At 66.5% G+C, this 17,721-nt stretch carries 24 protein-coding genes; 1 reads left to right on the top strand and 23 read right to left on the bottom strand.

Going from position 1 to position 17,721, the window contains the following annotated elements:
• Positions 1-45: 45 nt before the first annotated feature.
• Both CEY09_RS18335 and CEY09_RS18330 read right to left on the bottom strand, forming a co-directional pair.
• Positions 46-672: a glutathione S-transferase family protein gene (locus CEY09_RS18335; protein ID WP_088589760.1), complete on the bottom strand. Its 627-nt coding sequence runs from the start codon at positions 670-672 to the stop codon at positions 46-48.
• Between the two features lie 274 nt (positions 673-946).
• Positions 947-1,723, bottom strand: a complete 777-nt coding sequence (locus tag CEY09_RS18330) for a Nif3-like dinuclear metal center hexameric protein (RefSeq protein ID WP_088589759.1) — start codon at positions 1,721-1,723, stop codon at positions 947-949.
• 20 nt (positions 1,724-1,743) lie between these two features.
• Here CEY09_RS18330 and CEY09_RS18325 point away from each other — a divergent pair, with 20 nt between their 5' ends.
• On the top strand, positions 1,744-2,913 hold the full coding sequence (locus tag CEY09_RS18325; protein ID WP_088589758.1) for a trypsin-like peptidase domain-containing protein: 1,170 nt from the start codon (positions 1,744-1,746) through the stop codon (positions 2,911-2,913).
• A 20-nt stretch (positions 2,914-2,933) separates the two neighbouring features.
• Here the strand turns inward: CEY09_RS18325 and CEY09_RS18320 are convergent, their stop codons facing one another.
• From CEY09_RS18320 to mlaD, 21 genes are all read right to left on the bottom strand, one after another.
• Positions 2,934-3,350 carry a helix-turn-helix domain-containing protein gene (locus tag CEY09_RS18320; RefSeq protein WP_088589757.1) on the bottom strand — a complete coding sequence of 139 codons (417 nt, stop codon included), beginning with the start codon at positions 3,348-3,350 and terminating at the stop codon, positions 2,934-2,936.
• Between the two features lie 83 nt (positions 3,351-3,433).
• Positions 3,434-4,228: a twin-arginine translocase subunit TatC gene (gene tatC / locus CEY09_RS18315; RefSeq protein ID WP_088589756.1), complete on the bottom strand. Its 795-nt coding sequence runs from the start codon at positions 4,226-4,228 to the stop codon at positions 3,434-3,436.
• Positions 4,225-4,827: a Sec-independent protein translocase protein TatB gene (gene tatB, locus CEY09_RS18310; protein ID WP_088589755.1), complete on the bottom strand. Its 603-nt coding sequence runs from the start codon at positions 4,825-4,827 to the stop codon at positions 4,225-4,227. The genes tatC and tatB overlap by 4 nt, the downstream gene beginning before the upstream one ends.
• A 72-nt stretch (positions 4,828-4,899) precedes the next feature.
• A complete protein-coding gene (tatA, locus tag CEY09_RS18305; protein WP_006216828.1) occupies positions 4,900-5,127 on the bottom strand; it encodes a Sec-independent protein translocase subunit TatA in 228 nt (75 codons plus the stop codon).
• A 14-nt stretch (positions 5,128-5,141) separates the two neighbouring features.
• Positions 5,142-5,510 carry a histidine triad nucleotide-binding protein gene (locus tag CEY09_RS18300; RefSeq protein WP_006224531.1) on the bottom strand — a complete coding sequence of 123 codons (369 nt, stop codon included), beginning with the start codon at positions 5,508-5,510 and terminating at the stop codon, positions 5,142-5,144.
• A gap of 17 nt (positions 5,511-5,527) precedes the next feature.
• On the bottom strand, positions 5,528-5,878 hold the full coding sequence (locus tag CEY09_RS18295; protein ID WP_006224532.1) for a phosphoribosyl-ATP diphosphatase: 351 nt from the start codon (positions 5,876-5,878) through the stop codon (positions 5,528-5,530).
• On the bottom strand, positions 5,875-6,279 hold the full coding sequence (gene hisI, locus CEY09_RS18290; RefSeq protein ID WP_006224533.1) for a phosphoribosyl-AMP cyclohydrolase: 405 nt from the start codon (positions 6,277-6,279) through the stop codon (positions 5,875-5,877). Before hisI ends, CEY09_RS18295 begins: the two co-directional genes overlap by 4 nt.
• Position 6,280: 1 nt before the next feature.
• Positions 6,281-7,102 carry an imidazole glycerol phosphate synthase subunit HisF gene (hisF, locus tag CEY09_RS18285; RefSeq protein ID WP_006224534.1) on the bottom strand — a complete coding sequence of 274 codons (822 nt, stop codon included), beginning with the start codon at positions 7,100-7,102 and terminating at the stop codon, positions 6,281-6,283.
• Positions 7,099-7,839, bottom strand: a complete 741-nt coding sequence (gene hisA / locus CEY09_RS18280) for a 1-(5-phosphoribosyl)-5-[(5-phosphoribosylamino)methylideneamino]imidazole-4-carboxamide isomerase (RefSeq protein WP_088589920.1) — start codon at positions 7,837-7,839, stop codon at positions 7,099-7,101. The genes hisF and hisA overlap by 4 nt, the downstream gene beginning before the upstream one ends.
• Before the next feature lie 56 nt (positions 7,840-7,895).
• Positions 7,896-8,594, bottom strand: coding sequence for an imidazole glycerol phosphate synthase subunit HisH (gene hisH / locus CEY09_RS18275; protein ID WP_088589754.1), 699 nt, complete (start codon positions 8,592-8,594; stop codon positions 7,896-7,898).
• A 33-nt stretch (positions 8,595-8,627) separates the two neighbouring features.
• A complete protein-coding gene (hisB, locus tag CEY09_RS18270; protein ID WP_088589753.1) occupies positions 8,628-9,215 on the bottom strand; it encodes an imidazoleglycerol-phosphate dehydratase HisB in 588 nt (195 codons plus the stop codon).
• Between the two features lies 1 nt (position 9,216).
• Positions 9,217-10,323: a histidinol-phosphate transaminase gene (gene hisC / locus CEY09_RS18265; RefSeq protein WP_088589752.1), complete on the bottom strand. Its 1,107-nt coding sequence runs from the start codon at positions 10,321-10,323 to the stop codon at positions 9,217-9,219.
• Positions 10,320-11,624: a histidinol dehydrogenase gene (hisD, locus tag CEY09_RS18260; RefSeq protein WP_088589751.1), complete on the bottom strand. Its 1,305-nt coding sequence runs from the start codon at positions 11,622-11,624 to the stop codon at positions 10,320-10,322. The genes hisC and hisD overlap by 4 nt, the downstream gene beginning before the upstream one ends.
• Positions 11,625-11,677: 53 nt before the next feature.
• Positions 11,678-12,352 carry an ATP phosphoribosyltransferase gene (gene hisG / locus CEY09_RS18255; protein ID WP_088589750.1) on the bottom strand — a complete coding sequence of 225 codons (675 nt, stop codon included), beginning with the start codon at positions 12,350-12,352 and terminating at the stop codon, positions 11,678-11,680.
• Positions 12,349-13,617, bottom strand: a complete 1,269-nt coding sequence (gene murA / locus CEY09_RS18250; protein ID WP_088589749.1) for a UDP-N-acetylglucosamine 1-carboxyvinyltransferase — start codon at positions 13,615-13,617, stop codon at positions 12,349-12,351. The genes hisG and murA overlap by 4 nt, the downstream gene beginning before the upstream one ends.
• Positions 13,617-13,862 (bottom strand): BolA family protein, encoded by a 246-nt coding sequence (locus CEY09_RS18245; RefSeq protein WP_006224541.1) that lies wholly within the window; start codon positions 13,860-13,862, stop codon positions 13,617-13,619. The genes murA and CEY09_RS18245 overlap by 1 nt, the downstream gene beginning before the upstream one ends.
• Before the next feature lie 5 nt (positions 13,863-13,867).
• Complete coding sequence (locus tag CEY09_RS18240) at positions 13,868-14,680, bottom strand: ABC transporter permease (protein ID WP_006224542.1); 813 nt, start codon at positions 14,678-14,680, stop codon at positions 13,868-13,870.
• The gene (locus CEY09_RS18235) at positions 14,677-15,489 is read right to left on the bottom strand and encodes an ABC transporter ATP-binding protein (protein ID WP_006224543.1); all 813 of its coding nucleotides are present in this window, start codon (positions 15,487-15,489) and stop codon (positions 14,677-14,679) included. Before CEY09_RS18235 ends, CEY09_RS18240 begins: the two co-directional genes overlap by 4 nt.
• 173 nt (positions 15,490-15,662) lie before the next feature.
• A complete protein-coding gene (locus CEY09_RS18230) occupies positions 15,663-16,292 on the bottom strand; it encodes an MlaC/ttg2D family ABC transporter substrate-binding protein (protein WP_088589748.1) in 630 nt (209 codons plus the stop codon).
• Positions 16,293-16,330: 38 nt separating this feature from the next.
• Entirely contained in the window at positions 16,331-17,131 is an 801-nt protein-coding gene (locus CEY09_RS18225; protein WP_088589747.1) for an MlaA family lipoprotein, read from the bottom strand.
• A gap of 80 nt (positions 17,132-17,211) precedes the next feature.
• On the bottom strand, positions 17,212-17,712 hold the full coding sequence (gene mlaD, locus CEY09_RS18220; RefSeq protein ID WP_006224546.1) for an outer membrane lipid asymmetry maintenance protein MlaD: 501 nt from the start codon (positions 17,710-17,712) through the stop codon (positions 17,212-17,214).
• Between the last annotated feature and the right edge of the window lie 9 nt (positions 17,713-17,721).

Genomic DNA, 17,721 nt, shown 5'->3' with positions numbered 1-17,721 from the left:
TCCTCTTGTCTTGTCGTATTGGTTTTTTGTCGTGGCGTGCGGGGCTCAGGGGCCTGGGGGTACGTATCCCGGCAACTGCCGTATGCGCTCGCGCCACGCTGCAACGGCCGGATAGGCGGTGATGTCGATGGCGGCTTCTTCGGCCAGCGCGGCGTAGCCGTAGCAGGCAATGTCGGCCACGCTCGGTACGTCGGTGCCGGCCAGCCACCGGTTTTCCGCCAGGCGCTTGTTCATGCGGCAGAGGAATCGGTCCGTGCGAGCTTGCATGCCGGGGATGTCGAGCAGTGCTTCGCTGACGCCCAGGTGGTGCGCGGCTTCGGCGTTGCTGACCACGTGCGTCAAGCGCAGCGGCTGCAGGCTGTTGGCGATTTCGTTGGCGGATACCGATAGCCAGGCGTGCATGGCGCCGATGCTGGGCAGCGGCGCCAGCCATTCGGGGGCGTAGTGGTGCGCCAGGTGCAGCAGGATGGCGTGACTGTCCCAGATGGCGGTGGCGCCATCGGTCAGCGCGGGGACCTGCTGGAAGGCGCTGACGCGCTCGAATTCCGCCGTCTGGTTTTTGCGGGCCAGCACGTCGACAAACGTGCGTTGGTAGGTTTTGCCGATGAGGGCTAGAAAGAGGCGGACCTTGTAGCAGTTGCCGGAGCGCGGGTGGTCGTAGAGGGTCAGCATTCAGTGGCTCCGTGTGAAGGAGGCCCGGCCGGGAAGGAGATCGGCTGCGGGCGGCTGCATGGAATGCTAGGGCTGGGGCTGCGGCCAGAATTGACAGGGAGAGAACCGCGATTGACCAGATGCGACGCACAGGCGCTGCTTTGACCGCACCCTCTGGTTTTCCCGGAGCCGAGTGCGGCAGATTCAGGGGCTTGCGACGCCCATGTCGACGTTGGCGTCGTGAAATAAAAACGCCCCCTTTCGGGGGCGGATCACGGGGCGTGCGCGGCGTTTGCTAGGCCGGGTTGTCGATGTCGATGAATTCCACCTTGATGCCGAAGTGCTCGGCGACCGCCTGCCCCAGCGCTTGCGCACCAAAACGCTCGGTCGCGTGATGGCCGGCGGCGATGAAGCCCACGCCGGTCTCGCGCGCCAGGTGCACCGTGGACTCCGAGACTTCGCCCGTGATGTAGGCGCTGACGCCCGCGTCCACGGCATCGGCCAGCATGCCTTGCGCGCCGCCGGTACACCATGCCACGCGCGACACCGGCTGGTCCGGATCGCCCACGACCAGTGGCTGCCGGCCCAGACGTTCGGCCACGCGCGCGCCCAGTTGGCCCAGCGTCTGCACGCCGGCGGCCTCGCCCAGCCAGACGAGGTTGTCCTGGCCACAGGTGCGGGCAGAGCCGTCGTCGCGGCGTTCCGGGGTCAGTCCCAGCACGCGGGCCAGTTGTGCGTTGTTGCCCAGCGTCGGGTGCGCATCCAGCGGCAGGTGATAGGCGTACAGGTTCAGGTCGTTCTTCAAGGCCAGCGCCATGCGCGTGCGGCGCGTGCCGATGATGCGGCGGTCTTCGTTGCGCCACATCCAGCCGTGATGCACCAGCACCGCGTCGGCTCCGCGTTCGACCGCCGTGCGCAACAGGGCTTCGCTGGCGGTGACACCGGTGATAATGTGTCCGACTTCAGATCGGCCTTCCACTTGCAAGCCGTTGGGGCAGTAGTCCTTGAAGCGCGCCGCTTGCAGGGTGTCGTCCAGCCAGCTGGCCAGCACGTGGGAGTCCACTTTTTTCATTGCTTGTCCTATCTAGAATCATGCGCCGATATTGGCTGATCTTCGCTCAGGCCGTCACGGTCTGCCTGGGTATTCTATTCGTGGTCACGACCCTGCGGCCTGACCTGCTGCGCCTGGCGGGGCCGGGGGCGTCGCCGCCGGCCGCGGTGGCCGCCTCTGCGGCGTCCCGCGCGCCCGCAGGCAGCGGCGTGGGGCCGGTGTCGTATGCCGACGGCGTTGCCCGCGCGGCGCCGTCGGTGGTCAACGTCTACACGACCAAGCACGTCAACGTGCCCTTGATTCCGCTACCTGATGATCCCGTGCTGCGCCAGCTGTTCGGCCAGGTGCCGGGCGTCAGCCGCCGCCAGGCCACGACCAGCCTGGGGTCTGGCGTCATCGTGAACCAGGACGGCCACGTGCTGACGAACTACCACGTCGTGCAGGCGGCCGACGCGATCGAGGTGGCCTTGACCGACGGACGCCGCGACACCGCCAAGGTGGTGGGCGCCGACCCCGACACCGATCTGGCCGTGCTGAAGCTGAGCACGTTGCGCGCCCTGCCCGCCGCCACGCTGGCGCCCGACCGGGGGCTGCGCGTGGGCGACGTGGTGCTGGCGATCGGCAATCCATTCGGCGTGGGGCAGACCACCACGCAAGGCATTGTGTCGGCGCTGGGCCGCAACGGGCTGGGCCTGAACACGTACGAAAACTTCATCCAGACAGACGCCGCCATCAACCCCGGCAACTCTGGCGGCGCGCTGGTGGACGCCGAGGGCAATCTGGTCGGCATCAACACGGCCATCTATTCCGAATCGGGCGGGTCGATGGGCATCGGTTTTGCCACGCCCATCGAGATCGCGCGCAAGGTCATGGACGACATCGTCAAGACGGGCGGGGTCAAGCGGGGCTGGCTGGGCGTGGAGCCGCAGGACGTTACGCCCGAACTGGCGCGGGCCTTCGGGCTGGGCGCGGATGCGAAAGGCGCAATCATCGCGGGCGTGATGCGCGACGGCCCCGCGGCGCGTGGCGGCCTGCGCGTGGGCGACATCGTGCAGTCGGTCAATGGCAAGCGCATGACGGATACGGCCCAGCTTCTGGCGGAAATCGCGCAGCAGCCTCCGGGCCAGCGTGTCACCCTGGGCATTCTGCGCGGGGGCAAACCGCAGGACGTGTCCATCGTGGTGGGCACGCGGCCGGGCCAGCCCCGTTAAACCCCTCGGCCGTTAAGCGGTCAGGGCGCGGGACCGGGACCGGGCCCGGGCCCCTCCACCAGCAGCCGTACGACCGACAGTACGGTTTTCTTCGTGCTGTCGGGCTGTTCCCGCAGCAGGGCGCAGATTTCCGCGCAGTAGCCGTCGATGGCCGGCGTGATAGTTTGCGCGGCGGGGCGCAAGCCGTCCTTGCCGGCGGGTAGGCCGTGGGGGCCGGGCTCGGCGCCGCTCAACACGCCGTCGGTCAGCCAGGGCACGCTGGTCTCAAGCGCGGAGGCCAGGCGCAGCAGCGTGCCGCGAGACGGCGAATAGCGGTCTTCGCGGGTAAGAATGCGATGGATGCAGGATTGCGGCACGCGGGAGATGCGTGCCAGTTGATTCTGGCTGTGGATGCCGCGCCACCGCATCAGGGCGCGCAGCCTTTGGGCAAGCGACATGCCTGCAATGTAGGATTGCAGGCAAGGAGCGGGCAAGAGTTAATCAGTCCTATCTTGCCCTGCCATCCCCGCCAGCCGCAGGATCAGTGCCGTTCGGTCAGGGAATCCGCGGTTTCTTCGTCGGTGGCGGCACCCGGTTGGGGTGACACCATGCGCGCGCAGATCAGCCCCACTTCGTAAAGCAGGCACAGCGGTACCGCCAGCATGAACTGGCTGACCACATCGGGCGGCGTGACGACCGCGGCGATGATGAAGGCGCCGACCACGACATAGCCGCGCGCCGCCTTCAGCTTGGACAGTTCGACGATGCCCATCTTCACCAGCAGCACGACGGCCACGGGCACTTCGAAGGTGATGCCGAAGGCCATGAACATCGTCATGACGAAGCTCAGGTAGGCCTCGATGTCCGGCGCCGGCGTGATGGATTGCGGCGCGAACGTGGCGATGAAGTGAAAGACCGTGCGGAACACCACGAAATAGCAGAACGCCATGCCCGCGATGAAGAGGAACGTGCTGGAGATGATCAGCGGCAGCGCCAGGCGCTTTTCGTGCCGGTACAGGCCCGGCGCGACGAAGGCCCAGGCCTGGTAGAGCACCACCGGCAGCGCCACGATGAAGGCGGCCATCATCGTGACCTTGACGGGCACCATGAACGGTGTGATGACGCCCGTGGCGATCATGCGCGTGCCTTCGGGCAGCGAGGCCAGCATGGGCGCGGCCAGCACGTCATAGATGGCGGATGCGCCGGGGTAGATGAACAATACGATGAACACGGCCACCACGGCGCCTACGGCGCGCAGCAGGCGGGTGCGCAATTCGACCAGGTGAGAGATGAAGGTCTCTTGCTGGCCTTCTTCTTGGGAAGCGTCCTGGGTCACGTCGGTGTTCCGTAGGGCGTGACGGGCTGGGCGGCGGGCGCGGCCTCGTCAGCCTTGGGCGCGCTGGGCGCCGGGGCGGGTTGTTGGAGGGCAGCGGGTGCGATCACCGGCCCGTGGACCGGACCCGTAGCCGGAGCCGGGACGGTAGCGGGGGCGGTAGCGGGGGCGGACGCGGAAGCCGAGGTCGGGATGGTGGCCGGCGCGATGGTGCGGGCGGCTTCGGCGGGGGCGTTGGCAGTGGAGGCGTTCACGGCCGAGGCATCCCCCACGATCACCGGCGCGACCTTGCCGCTGGCTTCGCGGGCGACTTCATCGAGTTCCGCACGGAATTGCTGGACGGGTTCCTGCAGCGAGGCGTGCGTGTCGTTCAGCGACTGCTGCACGCCTTGCGCGGCGTCTTCCATCTCGTTTTTGAACTTGCGCAGTTCGTCGAGTTCGATTTCGCGCTGGATATCGGACTTCACGTCATTGACGTAACGCTGCGCGCGCCCAAGCAGGTGGCCGACGGTGCGGGCTACCTTGGGCAGGCGTTCGGGGCCAATGACGATCAAGGCGACGACGCCGATCACCATCAGTTCAGTGAGGCTGACATCAAACATTCGACGGCCGCTCGGGAATTGAAGCAATAAGGGCCGGCCCGTTCAGGGTAGGCCCGGGAGACGAGCCGGGGCTCAGGAGTTGGTCTTTTCCTTGGCCTGCACGTCGATGGTTTCACCGGAAACGCGCTGCTGCGCGATCGGGTCTGCCGGCTTTTCGCCGTTGGCGTCCTTCATGCCTTCCTTGAAACCCTTCACCGCGCCACCCAGGTCCGAGCCGATGTTGCGCAGTTTCTTGGTGCCGAAAATCAGCGCCACGATGACCAGAACGACCAACCAATGCCAAATGCTGAAACTACCCATGATGTTTCTCCGAATTACGCGGTGGGGGCTACGCGCCCTTTCCAGGGCCGCGAGCCGCCGATGATGTGGAAATGCAAATGCGGGACTTCCTGGCCGCCTTCGACGCCAGAGTTGATCATGATGCGAAATCCGCCATCAGGGCCCGGACGGCAACCGTTTTCGGCTGCTAGCCGCGGCGCCAACGACATCATTCTACCCAACCAACCTGCGTCCTCACCCGTAATATCCTGCATGGATGTGACATGACGTCGAGGGATCAGCAGTAAATGCACCGGTGCGGCCGGATTGATATCGTGGAATGCAACAAAGTCCTCGTCCTCGTAGACCTTCTTGGACGGGATGTCGCCAGCGGCGATCTTGCAGAAAAGACAGTTGTCGCTCATTTTCCGGGGCTCCGTGGTCAGTCTTTGGGGCGGCTTGCCTTCTCGGCCAGGCCCGACAGGCCCTCGCGGCGGGCCAATTCGGCCAGCACGTCTTCCGGCCGCAGGTTGAAATGGGTCAGCGCGACCAGGCAGTGGAACCACAGGTCGGCCGTTTCGCTGACGATGCGCTCGGGCACCCCGTCTTTGGCGGCCATGACCAGCTCCGTGGCTTCTTCGCCGATCTTCTTCAGGAAGGAGTCGGGGCCTTTGGCCAGCAGCTTGGCGGAATACGACGCCGTGGGGTCGCCGCCGTTTTCGGGGCGGCGGGTTTCCAGCGTGTCGGCGATGCGCGCCAGGATATCGGCGGCGCTTAAGGCTTGATCGGTCATTTGTAGATCATTTCCGGGTCTTTGAGCACCGGGTCCACCGTGACCCAGGACGCCTGGTCCGTCTGGCCTTCCAGGCGGCGGTAGAAACAGCTGGCGCGGCCCGTATGGCAGGCAATGCCGCCTTCCTGGTGGATTTTCAGCAGGATGACGTCGCCGTCGCAGTCCAGGCGCAGTTCATGCACTTCCTGGACGTGGCCGGATTCCTCGCCCTTGCGCCACAGGCGCTGGCGCGAGCGCGACCAGTACACCGCACGGCCGGTGGCGGCGGTTTCCGCAAGCGCTTCGCGGTTCATCCAGGCCACCATCATGATCTGGCCGTTTTCAAAGTCTTGCGCGATGGCGGGAATCAGGCCGTTTTCGTCGAAAACGACGTCGGCCATCCAGGTGGGTTCATTGCTCATATCAGTCCAACCTTACTGCAATACCTTGTTCGGCCATGAAGCGTTTGCATTCGCCAACGGTGTGCTGGCCGAAATGGAAGATGCTGGCGGCCAGCACGGCGCTGGCGCGGCCGGTGGTGACGCCGTCGGCCAGATGCTGCAGGTTGCCGACGCCGCCGGAGGCGATGACGGGCACCGGCACGGCGTCCGACACGGCGCGAGTCAGCTCCAGGTCGAAGCCCGACTTGGTGCCGTCGCGGTCCATGCTGGTCAAGAGGATCTCGCCCGCGCCATAGGCAGCCATGCGGCGCGCCCAGGCCACGGCATCCAGCCCGGTGGCCTTGCGGCCGCCGTGCGTGAAGACTTCCCAGCGCGCGGGCTCGCCGGCCGCCGACACGCGGCGCGCGTCGATGGCCACGACCACGCATTGCGAGCCATGGTAGTCGGAGGCGGCGCGGACCAGTTCCGGATTGGCCACGGCCGCGCTGTTGATGCTGATCTTGTCGGCCCCGGCATTCAGCAGGCGCTGGATGTCGGACACCTGGCGCACGCCGCCGCCCACCGTCAGCGGGATGAAGACCTGCGAGGCCACCTGCTCGATGATGGGCAGGATCAGGTCGCGGCCGTCGCTGGTGGCGGTGATGTCCAGGAAGGTGAGTTCGTCGGCGCCCTGCTCGTTGTAGCGGCGGGCGATCTCGACGGGGTCGCCGGCGTCCAGCAGGTTGACGAAGTTCACGCCCTTGACGACGCGGCCGGCGGTGACGTCAAGGCAAGGGATGATGCGGCGGGTCAGCGCGCTCTGGACGGGCGCGCCGGCCCCGGGGGTGCTGCTGGAGGTGGTCATTTTGCCAATTCGTCGGCGCGAGTCTGGGCTGCCTGGAAATCAAGCGTGCCTTCGTAGATGCTGCGGCCCAGGATGGCGCCTTCGACGCCCTCTTCCTCGACGGCGCACAGGGCTTCGATGTCCTGGATGCCGGCGATGCCGCCCGAAGCGTACACGGGGATGCGCACGTGCTGGGCCAGGCGGACCGTGGCTTCGACGTTGACGCCCGACAGCATGCCGTCACGGCCGATGTCGGTGTAGATGATGGCTTCGCAGCCGTAGTCTTCGAACTTCTTGGCCAGGTCGAGCACGTCGTGGCGGGTCAGCTTGCTCCAGCCGTCGGTGGCGATCTTGCCGTCGCGGGCGTCCAGGCCGACGATGATCTGGCCGGGGAAAGCGCCGCAGGCGTCTTGCAGGAAGCCCGGGTTCTTGACCGCGGCGGTGCCGATGATCACGTAGGAGATGCCGGCGTCAAGGTAGCGCTCGATGGTGTCGAGGTCGCGGATGCCGCCGCCGATCTGGACGGGGATGTCGTCGCCGACGGCGTCCAGGATGGCCTTGATAGGCGCTTCGTTCTTCGGCTTGCCGGCAACGGCGCCGTTCAGGTCGACCAGATGCAGGCGGCGCGCGCCCTGGTCAAGCCAACGGGTGGCCATGGCGGCGGGGTCTTCGGAGAACACCGTTGCATCGTCCAGGTCACCCTGGCGCAGGCGCACGCAGCGCCCGTCTTTAAGATCGATGGCGGGGATCAGCAGCATGGTGGGCAGCAAAAAAGAAAGAGGGGTTGAATGGGCTGGCGCAGCAGGCTCTAGGCCTACGGCTGCCAGTCTACAAAATTGCGATACAGGCGCAAACCGTGCTCGGCGCTCTTTTCGGGGTGGAACTGCACCGCGAAAATGTTAGCTGCCGCCACTGCGCAGGTAAAGGCGACGCCATAATCGGTTTCACCAACAGTCAGGCCGGAATCGTCCGGGTCGGCGTAGTAACTATGGACGAAATAGAAGTGCGTATCGTCCGGAATGCCGTCCCAGATAGGGTGAGAGCGCGTCTGGCGGACTTTGTTCCATCCCATGTGCGGCACTTTCAGCCGTTCCGGGCGCGTATCGACCGCGCCTGCCGCGCCGGTGTCGGTCAGGCAGGCTTCGTCGTCGGCGGCGATCAGGTCGGCAAAGCGCGGGCCCGAGAAGCGGCGCACGACGCCGGGGAACAGGCCCAGGCAGGACGTGCCGCCCTCTTCAGAGGAGTCGAACAGCATCTGTTCGCCCACGCAGACGCCCAGCAGGGGCTTGTTGCGCGCGGCGCGTACGACCGCTTCGCGCAGGCCGGATTCATTCAGGGTGCGCATGCAGTCCGCCATGGCGCCCTGGCCCGGAAACACCACGCGGTCAGCCGCGTCGATGTCCTGGGGCTGGTTGCAGATGCGGATGTCCGCATCGGGGGCGGCGAACTTCAGGGCGCGTGCGACGGAGTGGAAATTGCCCATTCCATAGTCGACGATGGCGATAGTGGTCACTTCTTTTGCCTGGTGCGGTGGGGTTGGCGAACGTTACAGCACGCCCTTGGTGGAGGGCACGACGTCGCCCATGCGCGGGTCGACTTCCATGGCCATGCGCAGGGCGCGGCCACAGGCCTTGAACACGGTTTCCGCCTGGTGGTGGGCGTTGAAGCCGCGCAGGTTGTCGATATGCAGCGTGATCAGCGCGTGGTTGACCAGCCCCTGGAAGAACTCGCGCGTGAGGTCTACATCGAAATTGCCGATGTGGGCGCGCGTGAACGGGATGTGGTATTCCAGGCCGGGGCGGCCCGAGAAGTCCACCACGACGCGCGACAGGGCTTCGTCCAGCGGCACGTAGGCGTGGCCGTAGCGGCGCAGGCCGGCCTTGGTGCCGACGGCCTTGGCGATTGCCATGCCCAGCGTGATGCCCACGTCTTCCACCGTATGGTGCGCATCGATGTGCAGGTCGCCATCGGCCTTGATGTCGAGGTCGATCAGGCCGTGGCGCGCGATCTGGTCCAGCATGTGGTCCAGGAAGGGCACGCCCGTGTCGATCGTCTGCTTGCCGGTGCCGTCGATATTGATGGCCACGCGGATGCGGGTTTCGTTGGTGTTGCGGGTGATCTCTGCGGTACGCATGTTAAGCACTCAAAATCTCTTGCAGGGCAGCCAGCAAGGCGGCGTTCTCGGCCGGGGCGCCCACCGAGATGCGCAGGCAGTTGGCCAGGAGCGGATGGGCGTTGGAGAAGTTACGAATCAATATTTTGCGCGTTTTCAGCGCAAGATGCACGGCGTTGCCGTCCAGCTTGCCGGAAAAGCGCGCGAGTATGAAGTTGCCGGCGGAAGGGAATACCCTGACGCCGGGCAAGGCGGCCAGGGCGGCGGCCAGCGGTTCGCGGTCGGCGCGCAAGCGCGCGGCCTGCTCGTCCAGCACGTCCTTGTACCGCAGGACCGTCATCAGCGTGGCCTGGGTCAGTACGTCCAGGTTGTAGGGCGGGCGCACCTTGTTCAGTTCGGCGATCCAGTCCGGGTGGCCGGCCATGTAGCCGAAACGCAGCCCCGCCAGGCCGATCTTGGAGACCGTGCGCATGACGACCACGTTGGGCGCGTCCAGCACCTGGGGCATCCAGCTGTGCTCGGCAAAGGGCTGGTAGGCCTCGTCCAGCACCACCAGGCCGGGGGCGGCGGCGATGATCGCCTGCACGTCGTGGTCGGACCAGAGCCCGCCGGTGGGGTTGTTGGGCACGGCCAGGAACACGACCTTGGGCTGGTGTTCGCGGATGGCGGCCAGCATGGCCGGCAAATCCAGGGTCAGATCATCGGTCAGCGGCACGCCGACGAAGCGAGCGTGGTCGAAACGGGCCGCCATGTCGAAATAGACGAACGACGGCCAGGGCGACATCACCGTATCGCCCGGGTTGCAGCAGGCCTGCACGACGATGTGGATGAGTTCGTCCGAGCCGTTGCCGAACAGCACGTCGGCGCCGTCAGGCACCCCGAAGCTGGCCTTCACCGCCTGCTGCAGCGCGGACAGGTCGGCCGCGGGGTATCGGTTCAGCGCCGTGTCGCGCACGGTGCGGGCGATGTCGTCGCGGACGGCGTCGGGCAGCTCGTAGGGGCATTCCATCGCGTCCAGCTTGATGCAGCCTTCCGCGTGGGCCACCGGATACGCGGCCAGTTCGCGGATATCGGCGCGGACCGTGCCGGCGATGCGGCCGGCGACGCTTGCCGCCGGGGCCGCGCTCATGGCTTGTCGATCCGGTACTGGGCGCTGGCGGCGTGCGCCTGCAGGCCCTCGCCCAGCGCCAGTTCGGCGGCGATGCGGCCCAGCGTCTGGGCGCCCGCGTGCGAGACCTGGATCAGGCTGGAGCGCTTCTGGAAGTCGTACACGCCCAGCGGCGACGAAAAGCGCGCCGTGCGGGACGTGGGCAGCACGTGGTTCGGGCCCGCGCAGTAATCGCCCAGCGCTTCCGAGCTGAAGCGGCCCATGAAGATCGCGCCGGCGTGGCGGATCTTGGCGGTCCAGATCTCGGGCTGCTCGGTGGAGATTTCCAAGTGCTCGGGCGCGATGTCGTTGGCGATCTGGCAGGCCTCGTCCAGGCTCTGGACCTGGATCAGCGCGCCGCGGTTGGCCAGGCTGACGCGCAGGATGTCGGCGCGCGGCATCGTGGGCAGGAGGCGCGCGATGGCGGCTTCGACTTCCTCGATGAACGCGGCGTCGGGACAGAGCAGGATGGACTGCGCCAGTTCGTCGTGCTCGGCTTGCGAGAACAGGTCCATGGCGATCCAGTCGGCCGGCGTCTTGCCGTCGCAAATGACCAGGATTTCGCTGGGGCCGGCGATCATGTCGATGCCGACCGTGCCGAACACGCGGCGCTTGGCGGCGGCGACATAGGCGTTGCCCGGGCCGACGATCTTGTCCACGGCGGGCACGGTGCCGGTGCCGTAGGCCAGTGCGCCAACGGCCTGCGCGCCGCCGATGGCGAACACGCGGTCCACGCCGCCGATGGCGGCCGCGGCCAGCACGATCGGGTTGCGCACGCCGTCGGGCGTGGGCGTGACCATGATCAGTTCCGGCACGCCCGCGACCTTGGCCGGGATCGCGTTCATCAGTACCGACGACGGATAGGCGGCCTTGCCGCCCGGCACGTACAGGCCCACTCGATCCAGCGGGGTCACCTGCTGGCCCAGCATCGTGCCTTCAGCGTCGGTGTAGGTCCAGGTCTCGGCGCGCTGGCGTTCGTGGTAGCTGCGCACGCGGTCGGCGGCGGCTTCCAGCGCATTGCGCTGGGCGGCCGGCAGCGCGGCAAGCGCGGCATGCCAGTCGGCCTTGGGGATTTCCAGCGTGGCGGCCGATGCGCCCGGCATGCGGTCGAAACGCTGCGTGTATTCCACCAGCGCGGCGTCGCCACGGGTGCGCACGTCGGCCAGGATGCCGGCGGCGGCGCGGTCGATGGACTCGTCCTCGGTGGCCTCGAAGGCCAGCAGCTTGGACAGGGCGGATTTGAATCCGGGATCGCGGGAGTCGAGACGATTGATCAGGGCCATGGCGTCATGCAGCAAAGCGGAAAGCGGCCGCCGCGCGTCGCGGCGGGCGGGGGTCAGGCGTTGCGGGAGGCGGCTCTTTCGAAGGCGTCCAGCAGCGGTTGCAGGCGGGCGCCGCGGGTCTTCAACGCGGCCTGGTTGACGATCAGGCGCGACGAGATCGGCATGACGTCTTCCACGGCGACCAGGTCGTTGGCGCGCAACGTGCCGCCGGTGGACACCAGGTCGACGATGCAGTCGGCCAGGCCGACCAGCGGCGCCAGCTCCATCGAACCATACAGCTTGATGATATCGACGTACACACCCTTGGCCGCAAAGTGTTCACGGGCTGAGTGGACGTACTTGGTGGCCACGCGCAGGCGCGCGCCCTGGTGCACGGCGCCTTCGTAGTCGAAGCCGTTGCGCACGGCCACGGCCAGGCGGCACTTGGCGATGTTCAGGTCGATGGGCTGGTACAGGCCGCCGGGCTGTTCCTTGGCGTGCTCGATCAGCACGTCCTTGCCCGCGATGCCCAGGTCGGCCGCGCCGTATTGCACGTAGGTCGGCACGTCGGAGGCGCGCACGATGATCAGGCGCAGGCCAGGGTCGCTGGTCGGCAGGATCAGCTTGCGCGAGCTTTCCGGACTTTCCGTCACTTCGATGCCGGCTTCGGCCAGCAACGGCATGGTTTCTTCAAAAATCCGGCCCTTGGACAGGGCCAGGGTCAGGGGTTTCGTTTTGGCATCGTTCATGCCTGTTCCTTGCCGGTAACGCGTTGGATATTCGCGCCCAGGGCGCGCAGTTTGACTTCCATCTGGTCGTAACCACGATCCAGGTGGTAGATGCGGTCGACCAGCGTGTCGCCGTCGGCCGCCAGGCCGGCGATGACGAGGCTGGCCGAGGCGCGCAGGTCGGTGGCCATGACGGCGGCGCCCGACAGGCGCGTGACGCCGCGCACGACGGCGGTGTGGCCGTCGATGTCGATGTCGGCGCCCATGCGGCGCAGTTCCTGCACGTGCATGTAGCGGTTCTCGAAGATCGTCTCGGCGATGACCGAGGTACCTTCGGCGACCGCATTCAGGGCCATGACCTGGGCCTGCATGTCGGTGGCGAAACCGGGGTATTCATGCGTGCGGAAACCCACGGCTTTCGGGCGCGTGGACATCGCGCCGCGGATCCAGTCCGGGCCGGTCTCGATGGTCAGGCCGGCTTCGGTCAGCTTGTCCAGCGTGGCGCCCAGGATGCTGGCGTCGGTGTTCTTCAACAGGATGTCGCCGCCTGCCGCGCCCACGGCGCACAGGAAGGTGCCGGCTTCGATGCGGTCGGAAATGACGCGGTGTTCGGCGCCGTGCAGGCGGGCAACGCCGTCGATCACGATGCGGTCCGTGCCGTGCCCCTGGATGCGGGCGCCCATCTTGATGAGCAGTTCGGCCAGGTCCACCACTTCGGGTTCGCGCGCGGCGTTCTCCAGCACGGTGCGGCCTTCGGCCAGCACGGCGGCCATCAGCAGGTTCTCGGTGCCGGTGACGGTGACCATGTCGGTGCGCACGGACGCGCCCTTCAGGCGCTTGGCGCGCGCGACGACGAAGCCGTGTTCGATGCTGATGTCGGCGCCCAGCGCGGCCAGGCCCTTGATGTGCTGATCCACCGGCCGCTGGCCGATGGTGCAGCCCCCGGGCAGGCTGACGCGCGCCTCGCCGAAGCGGGCGAGCAGCGGGCCCAGCACCAGGATGGAGGCGCGCATCGTCTTGACGAGCTCGTACGGCGCTTCCAGGTTGTCGACGCGGTCGGCCTGCAGCGTCACCACGCCGTCCGTGCCGCGTTCGGCGCGCATGCCCATGCGGCCCAGCAAGCGCAGCATGGTGGCCGTGTCATTCAGGTGCGGCACGTTGGTGAGGGTCAGCGCATCGGCAGTCAAGAGGCCCGCGCACAGGATCGGCAGCGCCGAATTCTTGGCGCCGGAAATCGAGATTTCGCCGTGTAGCCGCGCACCTCCCGTGATGCGGAGTTTATCCATCACTTGCCTGCTTGCTGGTATTCGGCGGGGGTCAGCGTGCGCATCGACAGCGCGTGGATCTCGGCCTTCATGCGGTCGCCCAGCGCGGCGTAGACCAGCTGATGGCGCTGGATCAGGCGCTTGCCTTCGAAGGCGGTGCTGACGATGACGGCATCGAAATGCGAGCCGTCGCCTTGCACGTCGAGATGTTCACAGGACAGGCCGTCCGCGATGTATTGGCGGACTTGCGCGGGAGTGGGAAGCATGGACGTCAGTTCCTGAGTTTGTAGCCGCTGGCCAGAAGCCGCAGCGCATACAGCGATAGCGCCAGGAACACCGCCGTCACCACCGCCAGGCTGCGCCAGGGCGAGACGTCCGACACCGCGAAGAACCCGTAGCGGAATCCGTCGATGGCGTAGAAGATGGGGTTCCAGTGGGACACGCTCTGCCAGAAGGGCGGCAGCGTGTGGATGGAATAGAACACGCCGGACAGGAACGTCGCGGGCATGATCAGGAAATTCTGGAAGGCGGCCAACTGGTCGAATTTTTCAGACCACAGGCCCGCCACCACGCCCAGCACGGCCATGATGCCGCAGGACAGCACGGCAAACACCAGCAGCCACAGCGGGTTGGCGGGGACGAGCGACACGAAGAACAGCGCCACCGCCCACACGCACAGGCCTACGGCCAGGCCGCGCACGACGGCCGCCAGCACGAAGGCGCCGAAGATGTCGCGGTGCGACAGCGGGGGCAGCAGCATGAAGACGAGGTTGCCCGTGATGCGGCTTTGGATCAGCGACGAGGACGGGTTGGCGAACGCGTTCTGCAGCATGCTCATCATCATGAGCCCCGGGATCAGGAACGCGGTGTAGGGCACGGTGCCGTACACCATCAGGCGCCCTTCCAGCACGTGCGCAAACACCAGCAGGTACAGCAGCGCCGTGATGACGGGGGCGGCGATGGTCTGGAAGCCGACCTTCCAGAAGCGCAGCAGCTCCTTGCGCAGCAGGGTCGGAAAACCGGAGCCCGCATCCAGGCGGGGCTGCACCAGCGGCTGGCTGGCGGTCGCGGTGGGCGGCGTCATGACGAAATCTCTTCGGGTTGCAGGGCGGGCGTGGCGGGCTCGTCGCCCTGATGCATGATGCGCACGAACGCGTCTTCCAGGTCGACGCCGCCGACGCGGGCCATCAGGGCCTGCGTGGTGTCCAGCGCCACGATGCGGCCGCGCTTGAGCATGGCGATACGGCCGCACAGGGCTTCCGCTTCTTCCAGGTAGTGCGTGGTCAGCATGATCGTGTGGCCGGCCTTGTTCAGGCGCGAGATGAATTCCCACAGGGTGCGGCGCAGGTCCACGTCCACGCCCGCGGTGGGTTCGTCCAGCACGATCACGGGGGGACGGTGCACCAGCGCCTGCGCCACCAGCACGCGGCGCTTCATGCCGCCGGACAGCGCGCGCATGTTGTTGTCGGCCTTGTCGGCCAGGCCCAGGTTGAACAGGATTTCGTCGATCCAGTCGTCGTTGTTGCGCAGGCCGAAGTAGCCGGACTGGATGCGCAGGGTCTCGCGCACCGTGAAGAACGGGTCGTAGACCAGCTCTTGCGGCACCACGCCCAGCGCGCGCCGCGCCGACTTGTAGTCGGCCACGACGTCGTAGCCACAGACGGTGGCGCGCCCGGACGAGGCGTGCGCCAGGCCGGCAAGGATGGAGATCAGGGTGGTCTTGCCCGCGCCGTTGGGGCCGAGCAGGCCGAAGAACTCGCCGTGCTCGATGTTCAGGCTGACATGGTCCAGCGCCTGGAAGCCGGGAGCGGGCGTGCGCCCGAGCAGCTTCTGCCAGCCGCGCTGGCGCGGCGAGTAGACCTTGGAGACGTTTTCTAGACTGACGGCTGACATGACGGCGGGGAGGTGCCCGGAAAGAGCGAATTGATCATTATATAAGCGCGCCGTGGCGGCAAGCGCCTATGGCCCCGGACGGCGTAGGGATGGAGGCATCATCCGTCCCTTAAATAATTGGCCCGGCGGGCCACTAAGGGCGCGCCGGGCCGACAGCAGCCGGAACCGTGGAATTACTGGTTGCGCTGGTTCAAGGCCTTGATCAGGCCGTCGATGCCGCTCTGGTTGATCTGCTGCGCGAACTGGTTGCGGTAGTTCTCGATCAGCCAGATGCCTTCGACGTTCATGTCGTAGATCTTCCAGCCTTGCGGTGTCTTTTCCAGGCGGTAGTCCACGCCGGTCGGCTGGCCGTTGGCCTGGCTGATCAGCGTGCGCACGACCACGTCGTCGGCCTTGGGGTCGCCGCGGAACGGCAGGGCCTTGACGGTGGTGCTGGGCGTGACGCGGGTCAACGCGCCGCTATAGGTGCGCACCAGCGTGCCGCGGAACGCATCGGCCAGGGCCGTCTTCTGCTGTTCCGACGCCTGGCGCCAGTAGCGGCCTGCGGCCAGGCGCGTCGTCTTCTGGAAGTTGACGTAGGGCAGGATGTGCTGGTTGACCACTTCGTTGATGCGGGTGGTATTGCCGGCCTTGACGGCTCCGTCCGCCTTGAGCACGTCCAGCGCTTCATTGGCGGTCGCGAGGACGAACTGGTCGGGCGAGCCGTTGGGGTCGGGCTTGGCCTGCGCGGCGCCGGCGGCGGCAAGGCCCAGCAGGCCCGCGAAAGTCAGGCGCTGCAACAGGGAAACAAAAGCAAATCGCATCAAAACTCCTTACTGTACCGATGAACGCAAGCCACAGCTTACTTGGTTGCGGGTGCCGGCACGGGGGCGGCCTTGCCGGCGGCAGGGGCATCGCCCTCGTCGTCTTCGTAGTTGGGCAGGGCGCCTTCGTCTTCCACGCGGTGGCCCAGCACCATGGCGTTGCGGCGTTGCAGGTAGGCGTCGCGGATGAAGCTGTACGGATCCAGCGCGACGCGGTCGATCGTGTCGGTGGCGTTCAGCAGGCTGGCGCGCGTGTCGACCAGGCGCAGGCCCCACAGCGAGTTGCGCAGGCGCACGTTGTCGATGGAGTCGACGCCCATGTAGCCGTAGGTCGTGCCGTAGATGTCGCCGACCAGGCCTGCGCCGTCGCGCACCGTGGACGAGCCGAAGAACGGCAGCACCAGGTACGGGCCCTGGCCGAAGCCCCACACGCCCAGCGTCGTGCCGAAGTCGTTGGGGATCTTGCGCGCGCCGTTGGCCGAGGCCACGTCGAAGCAGCCGCCCACGCCCATCGTGGTGTTGAACAGGAAGCGGCCCAGCGTGTTCACGAAGTCGTGGCCGCGGCCCTGCAGGAAGCTGTTGGCGCCGGACCAGAGGTCGCCGACGTTGCTGAAGATGTTGTGCACGCAGCTGCGCACGGGCTGCGGCGTGACGAAGGTATAGGCCTGAGCGACCGGCTTGAAGACCGCGCGGTCGACCGTGTCGTTGAACTTGTAGACGCCCCGGTTGAAGCCTTCCCACGGATCGCGCGGATCCGGGTTCTGCGGCGCGGCGCAGCCGGCCATCAGCGCACCCGCCGCTGCGATGGTGGCAATTCGGGAAATTGCGTTCTTGTTCATGATCAGGGCATTCCTATCGACGATTCTTATGATATTGCGATGGCCAAGTGCAGCCTGTTACGGCTTCTTTCGCATCGTCTTCAATTTGGCGCTTTCGCCGCGGGTTCGGGTTCTGAGGCCGCGCCCTGCTTCTCCGCGGAGCCGTACAGGAACTGGCTGATCAGCTGTTCAAGCACAACCGCGCTTTGTGTATAGCGGATTTTTCCGCCGTCGGTAAAGTTCTCTTCTTCGCTGCCCGCCGTCAGGCCCAGGTACTGTTCGCCCAGCAAGCCGGACGTGAGGATGGACGCCGAGGTGTCCTTGGGAAACTGGTAGGCCTTCTCCAGATTCACCGATACGACCGCCTGGAAAGTCTTGTCGTCAAAGGTGATGCTGGACACGCGGCCCACCACGACGCCAGCGCTTTTGACCGCGGCGCGCGGCTTGAGGCCGCCTACGTTATCGAAATTGGCCGATAGCGTATAGGTCGGGGCGAAGGAAAAGGTGCTGAGGTTGCCAGCGCGCAACGCCAGGAACACCAGCGCGATCGCGCCCAGCAGTACAAACAGGCCTACCCAGAAGTCGGTTTTTTCGCGTGACATGATCGATCC

The organism is Achromobacter marplatensis (genome assembly GCF_002209535.1).
Taxonomy (GTDB): Bacteria; Pseudomonadota; Gammaproteobacteria; order Burkholderiales; family Burkholderiaceae_B; genus Achromobacter; species Achromobacter marplatensis.
The sequence above is the reverse complement of the archived record's forward strand: the minus strand, read 5'-3'. Positions and strand labels throughout refer to the sequence as shown.

Coding starts and splice junctions, on each gene's coding strand:
- hisI (WP_006224533.1), bottom strand. CDS start 6,279: ATGAGCAATGAACCCACCTGGATGGCCGACGTCGTTTTCGACGAAAAC.
- CEY09_RS18235 (WP_006224543.1), bottom strand. CDS start 15,489: ATGTCAGCCGTCAGTCTAGAAAACGTCTCCAAGGTCTACTCGCCGCGC.
- hisF (WP_006224534.1), bottom strand. CDS start 7,102: ATGACCACCTCCAGCAGCACCCCCGGGGCCGGCGCGCCCGTCCAGAGC.
- CEY09_RS18325 (WP_088589758.1), top strand. CDS start 1,744: ATGCGCCGATATTGGCTGATCTTCGCTCAGGCCGTCACGGTCTGCCTG.
- CEY09_RS18245 (WP_006224541.1), bottom strand. CDS start 13,862: ATGCTTCCCACTCCCGCGCAAGTCCGCCAATACATCGCGGACGGCCTG.
- CEY09_RS18335 (WP_088589760.1), bottom strand. CDS start 672: ATGCTGACCCTCTACGACCACCCGCGCTCCGGCAACTGCTACAAGGTC.
- mlaD (WP_006224546.1), bottom strand. CDS start 17,712: ATGTCACGCGAAAAAACCGACTTCTGGGTAGGCCTGTTTGTACTGCTG.
- CEY09_RS18230 (WP_088589748.1), bottom strand. CDS start 16,292: ATGCGATTTGCTTTTGTTTCCCTGTTGCAGCGCCTGACTTTCGCGGGC.
- hisC (WP_088589752.1), bottom strand. CDS start 10,323: ATGAGCGCGGCCCCGGCGGCAAGCGTCGCCGGCCGCATCGCCGGCACG.
- CEY09_RS18225 (WP_088589747.1), bottom strand. CDS start 17,131: ATGAACAAGAACGCAATTTCCCGAATTGCCACCATCGCAGCGGCGGGT.
- hisA (WP_088589920.1), bottom strand. CDS start 7,839: ATGCTGCTGATCCCCGCCATCGATCTTAAAGACGGGCGCTGCGTGCGC.
- CEY09_RS18295 (WP_006224532.1), bottom strand. CDS start 5,878: ATGACCGATCAAGCCTTAAGCGCCGCCGATATCCTGGCGCGCATCGCC.
- CEY09_RS18300 (WP_006224531.1), bottom strand. CDS start 5,510: ATGAGCGACAACTGTCTTTTCTGCAAGATCGCCGCTGGCGACATCCCG.
- CEY09_RS18240 (WP_006224542.1), bottom strand. CDS start 14,680: ATGACGCCGCCCACCGCGACCGCCAGCCAGCCGCTGGTGCAGCCCCGC.
- CEY09_RS18330 (WP_088589759.1), bottom strand. CDS start 1,723: ATGAAAAAAGTGGACTCCCACGTGCTGGCCAGCTGGCTGGACGACACC.
- hisG (WP_088589750.1), bottom strand. CDS start 12,352: ATGAACGATGCCAAAACGAAACCCCTGACCCTGGCCCTGTCCAAGGGC.
- tatA (WP_006216828.1), bottom strand. CDS start 5,127: ATGGGTAGTTTCAGCATTTGGCATTGGTTGGTCGTTCTGGTCATCGTG.
- hisD (WP_088589751.1), bottom strand. CDS start 11,624: ATGGCCCTGATCAATCGTCTCGACTCCCGCGATCCCGGATTCAAATCC.
- CEY09_RS18320 (WP_088589757.1), bottom strand. CDS start 3,350: ATGTCGCTTGCCCAAAGGCTGCGCGCCCTGATGCGGTGGCGCGGCATC.
- murA (WP_088589749.1), bottom strand. CDS start 13,617: ATGGATAAACTCCGCATCACGGGAGGTGCGCGGCTACACGGCGAAATC.
- hisB (WP_088589753.1), bottom strand. CDS start 9,215: ATGCGTACCGCAGAGATCACCCGCAACACCAACGAAACCCGCATCCGC.
- tatB (WP_088589755.1), bottom strand. CDS start 4,827: ATGTTTGATGTCAGCCTCACTGAACTGATGGTGATCGGCGTCGTCGCC.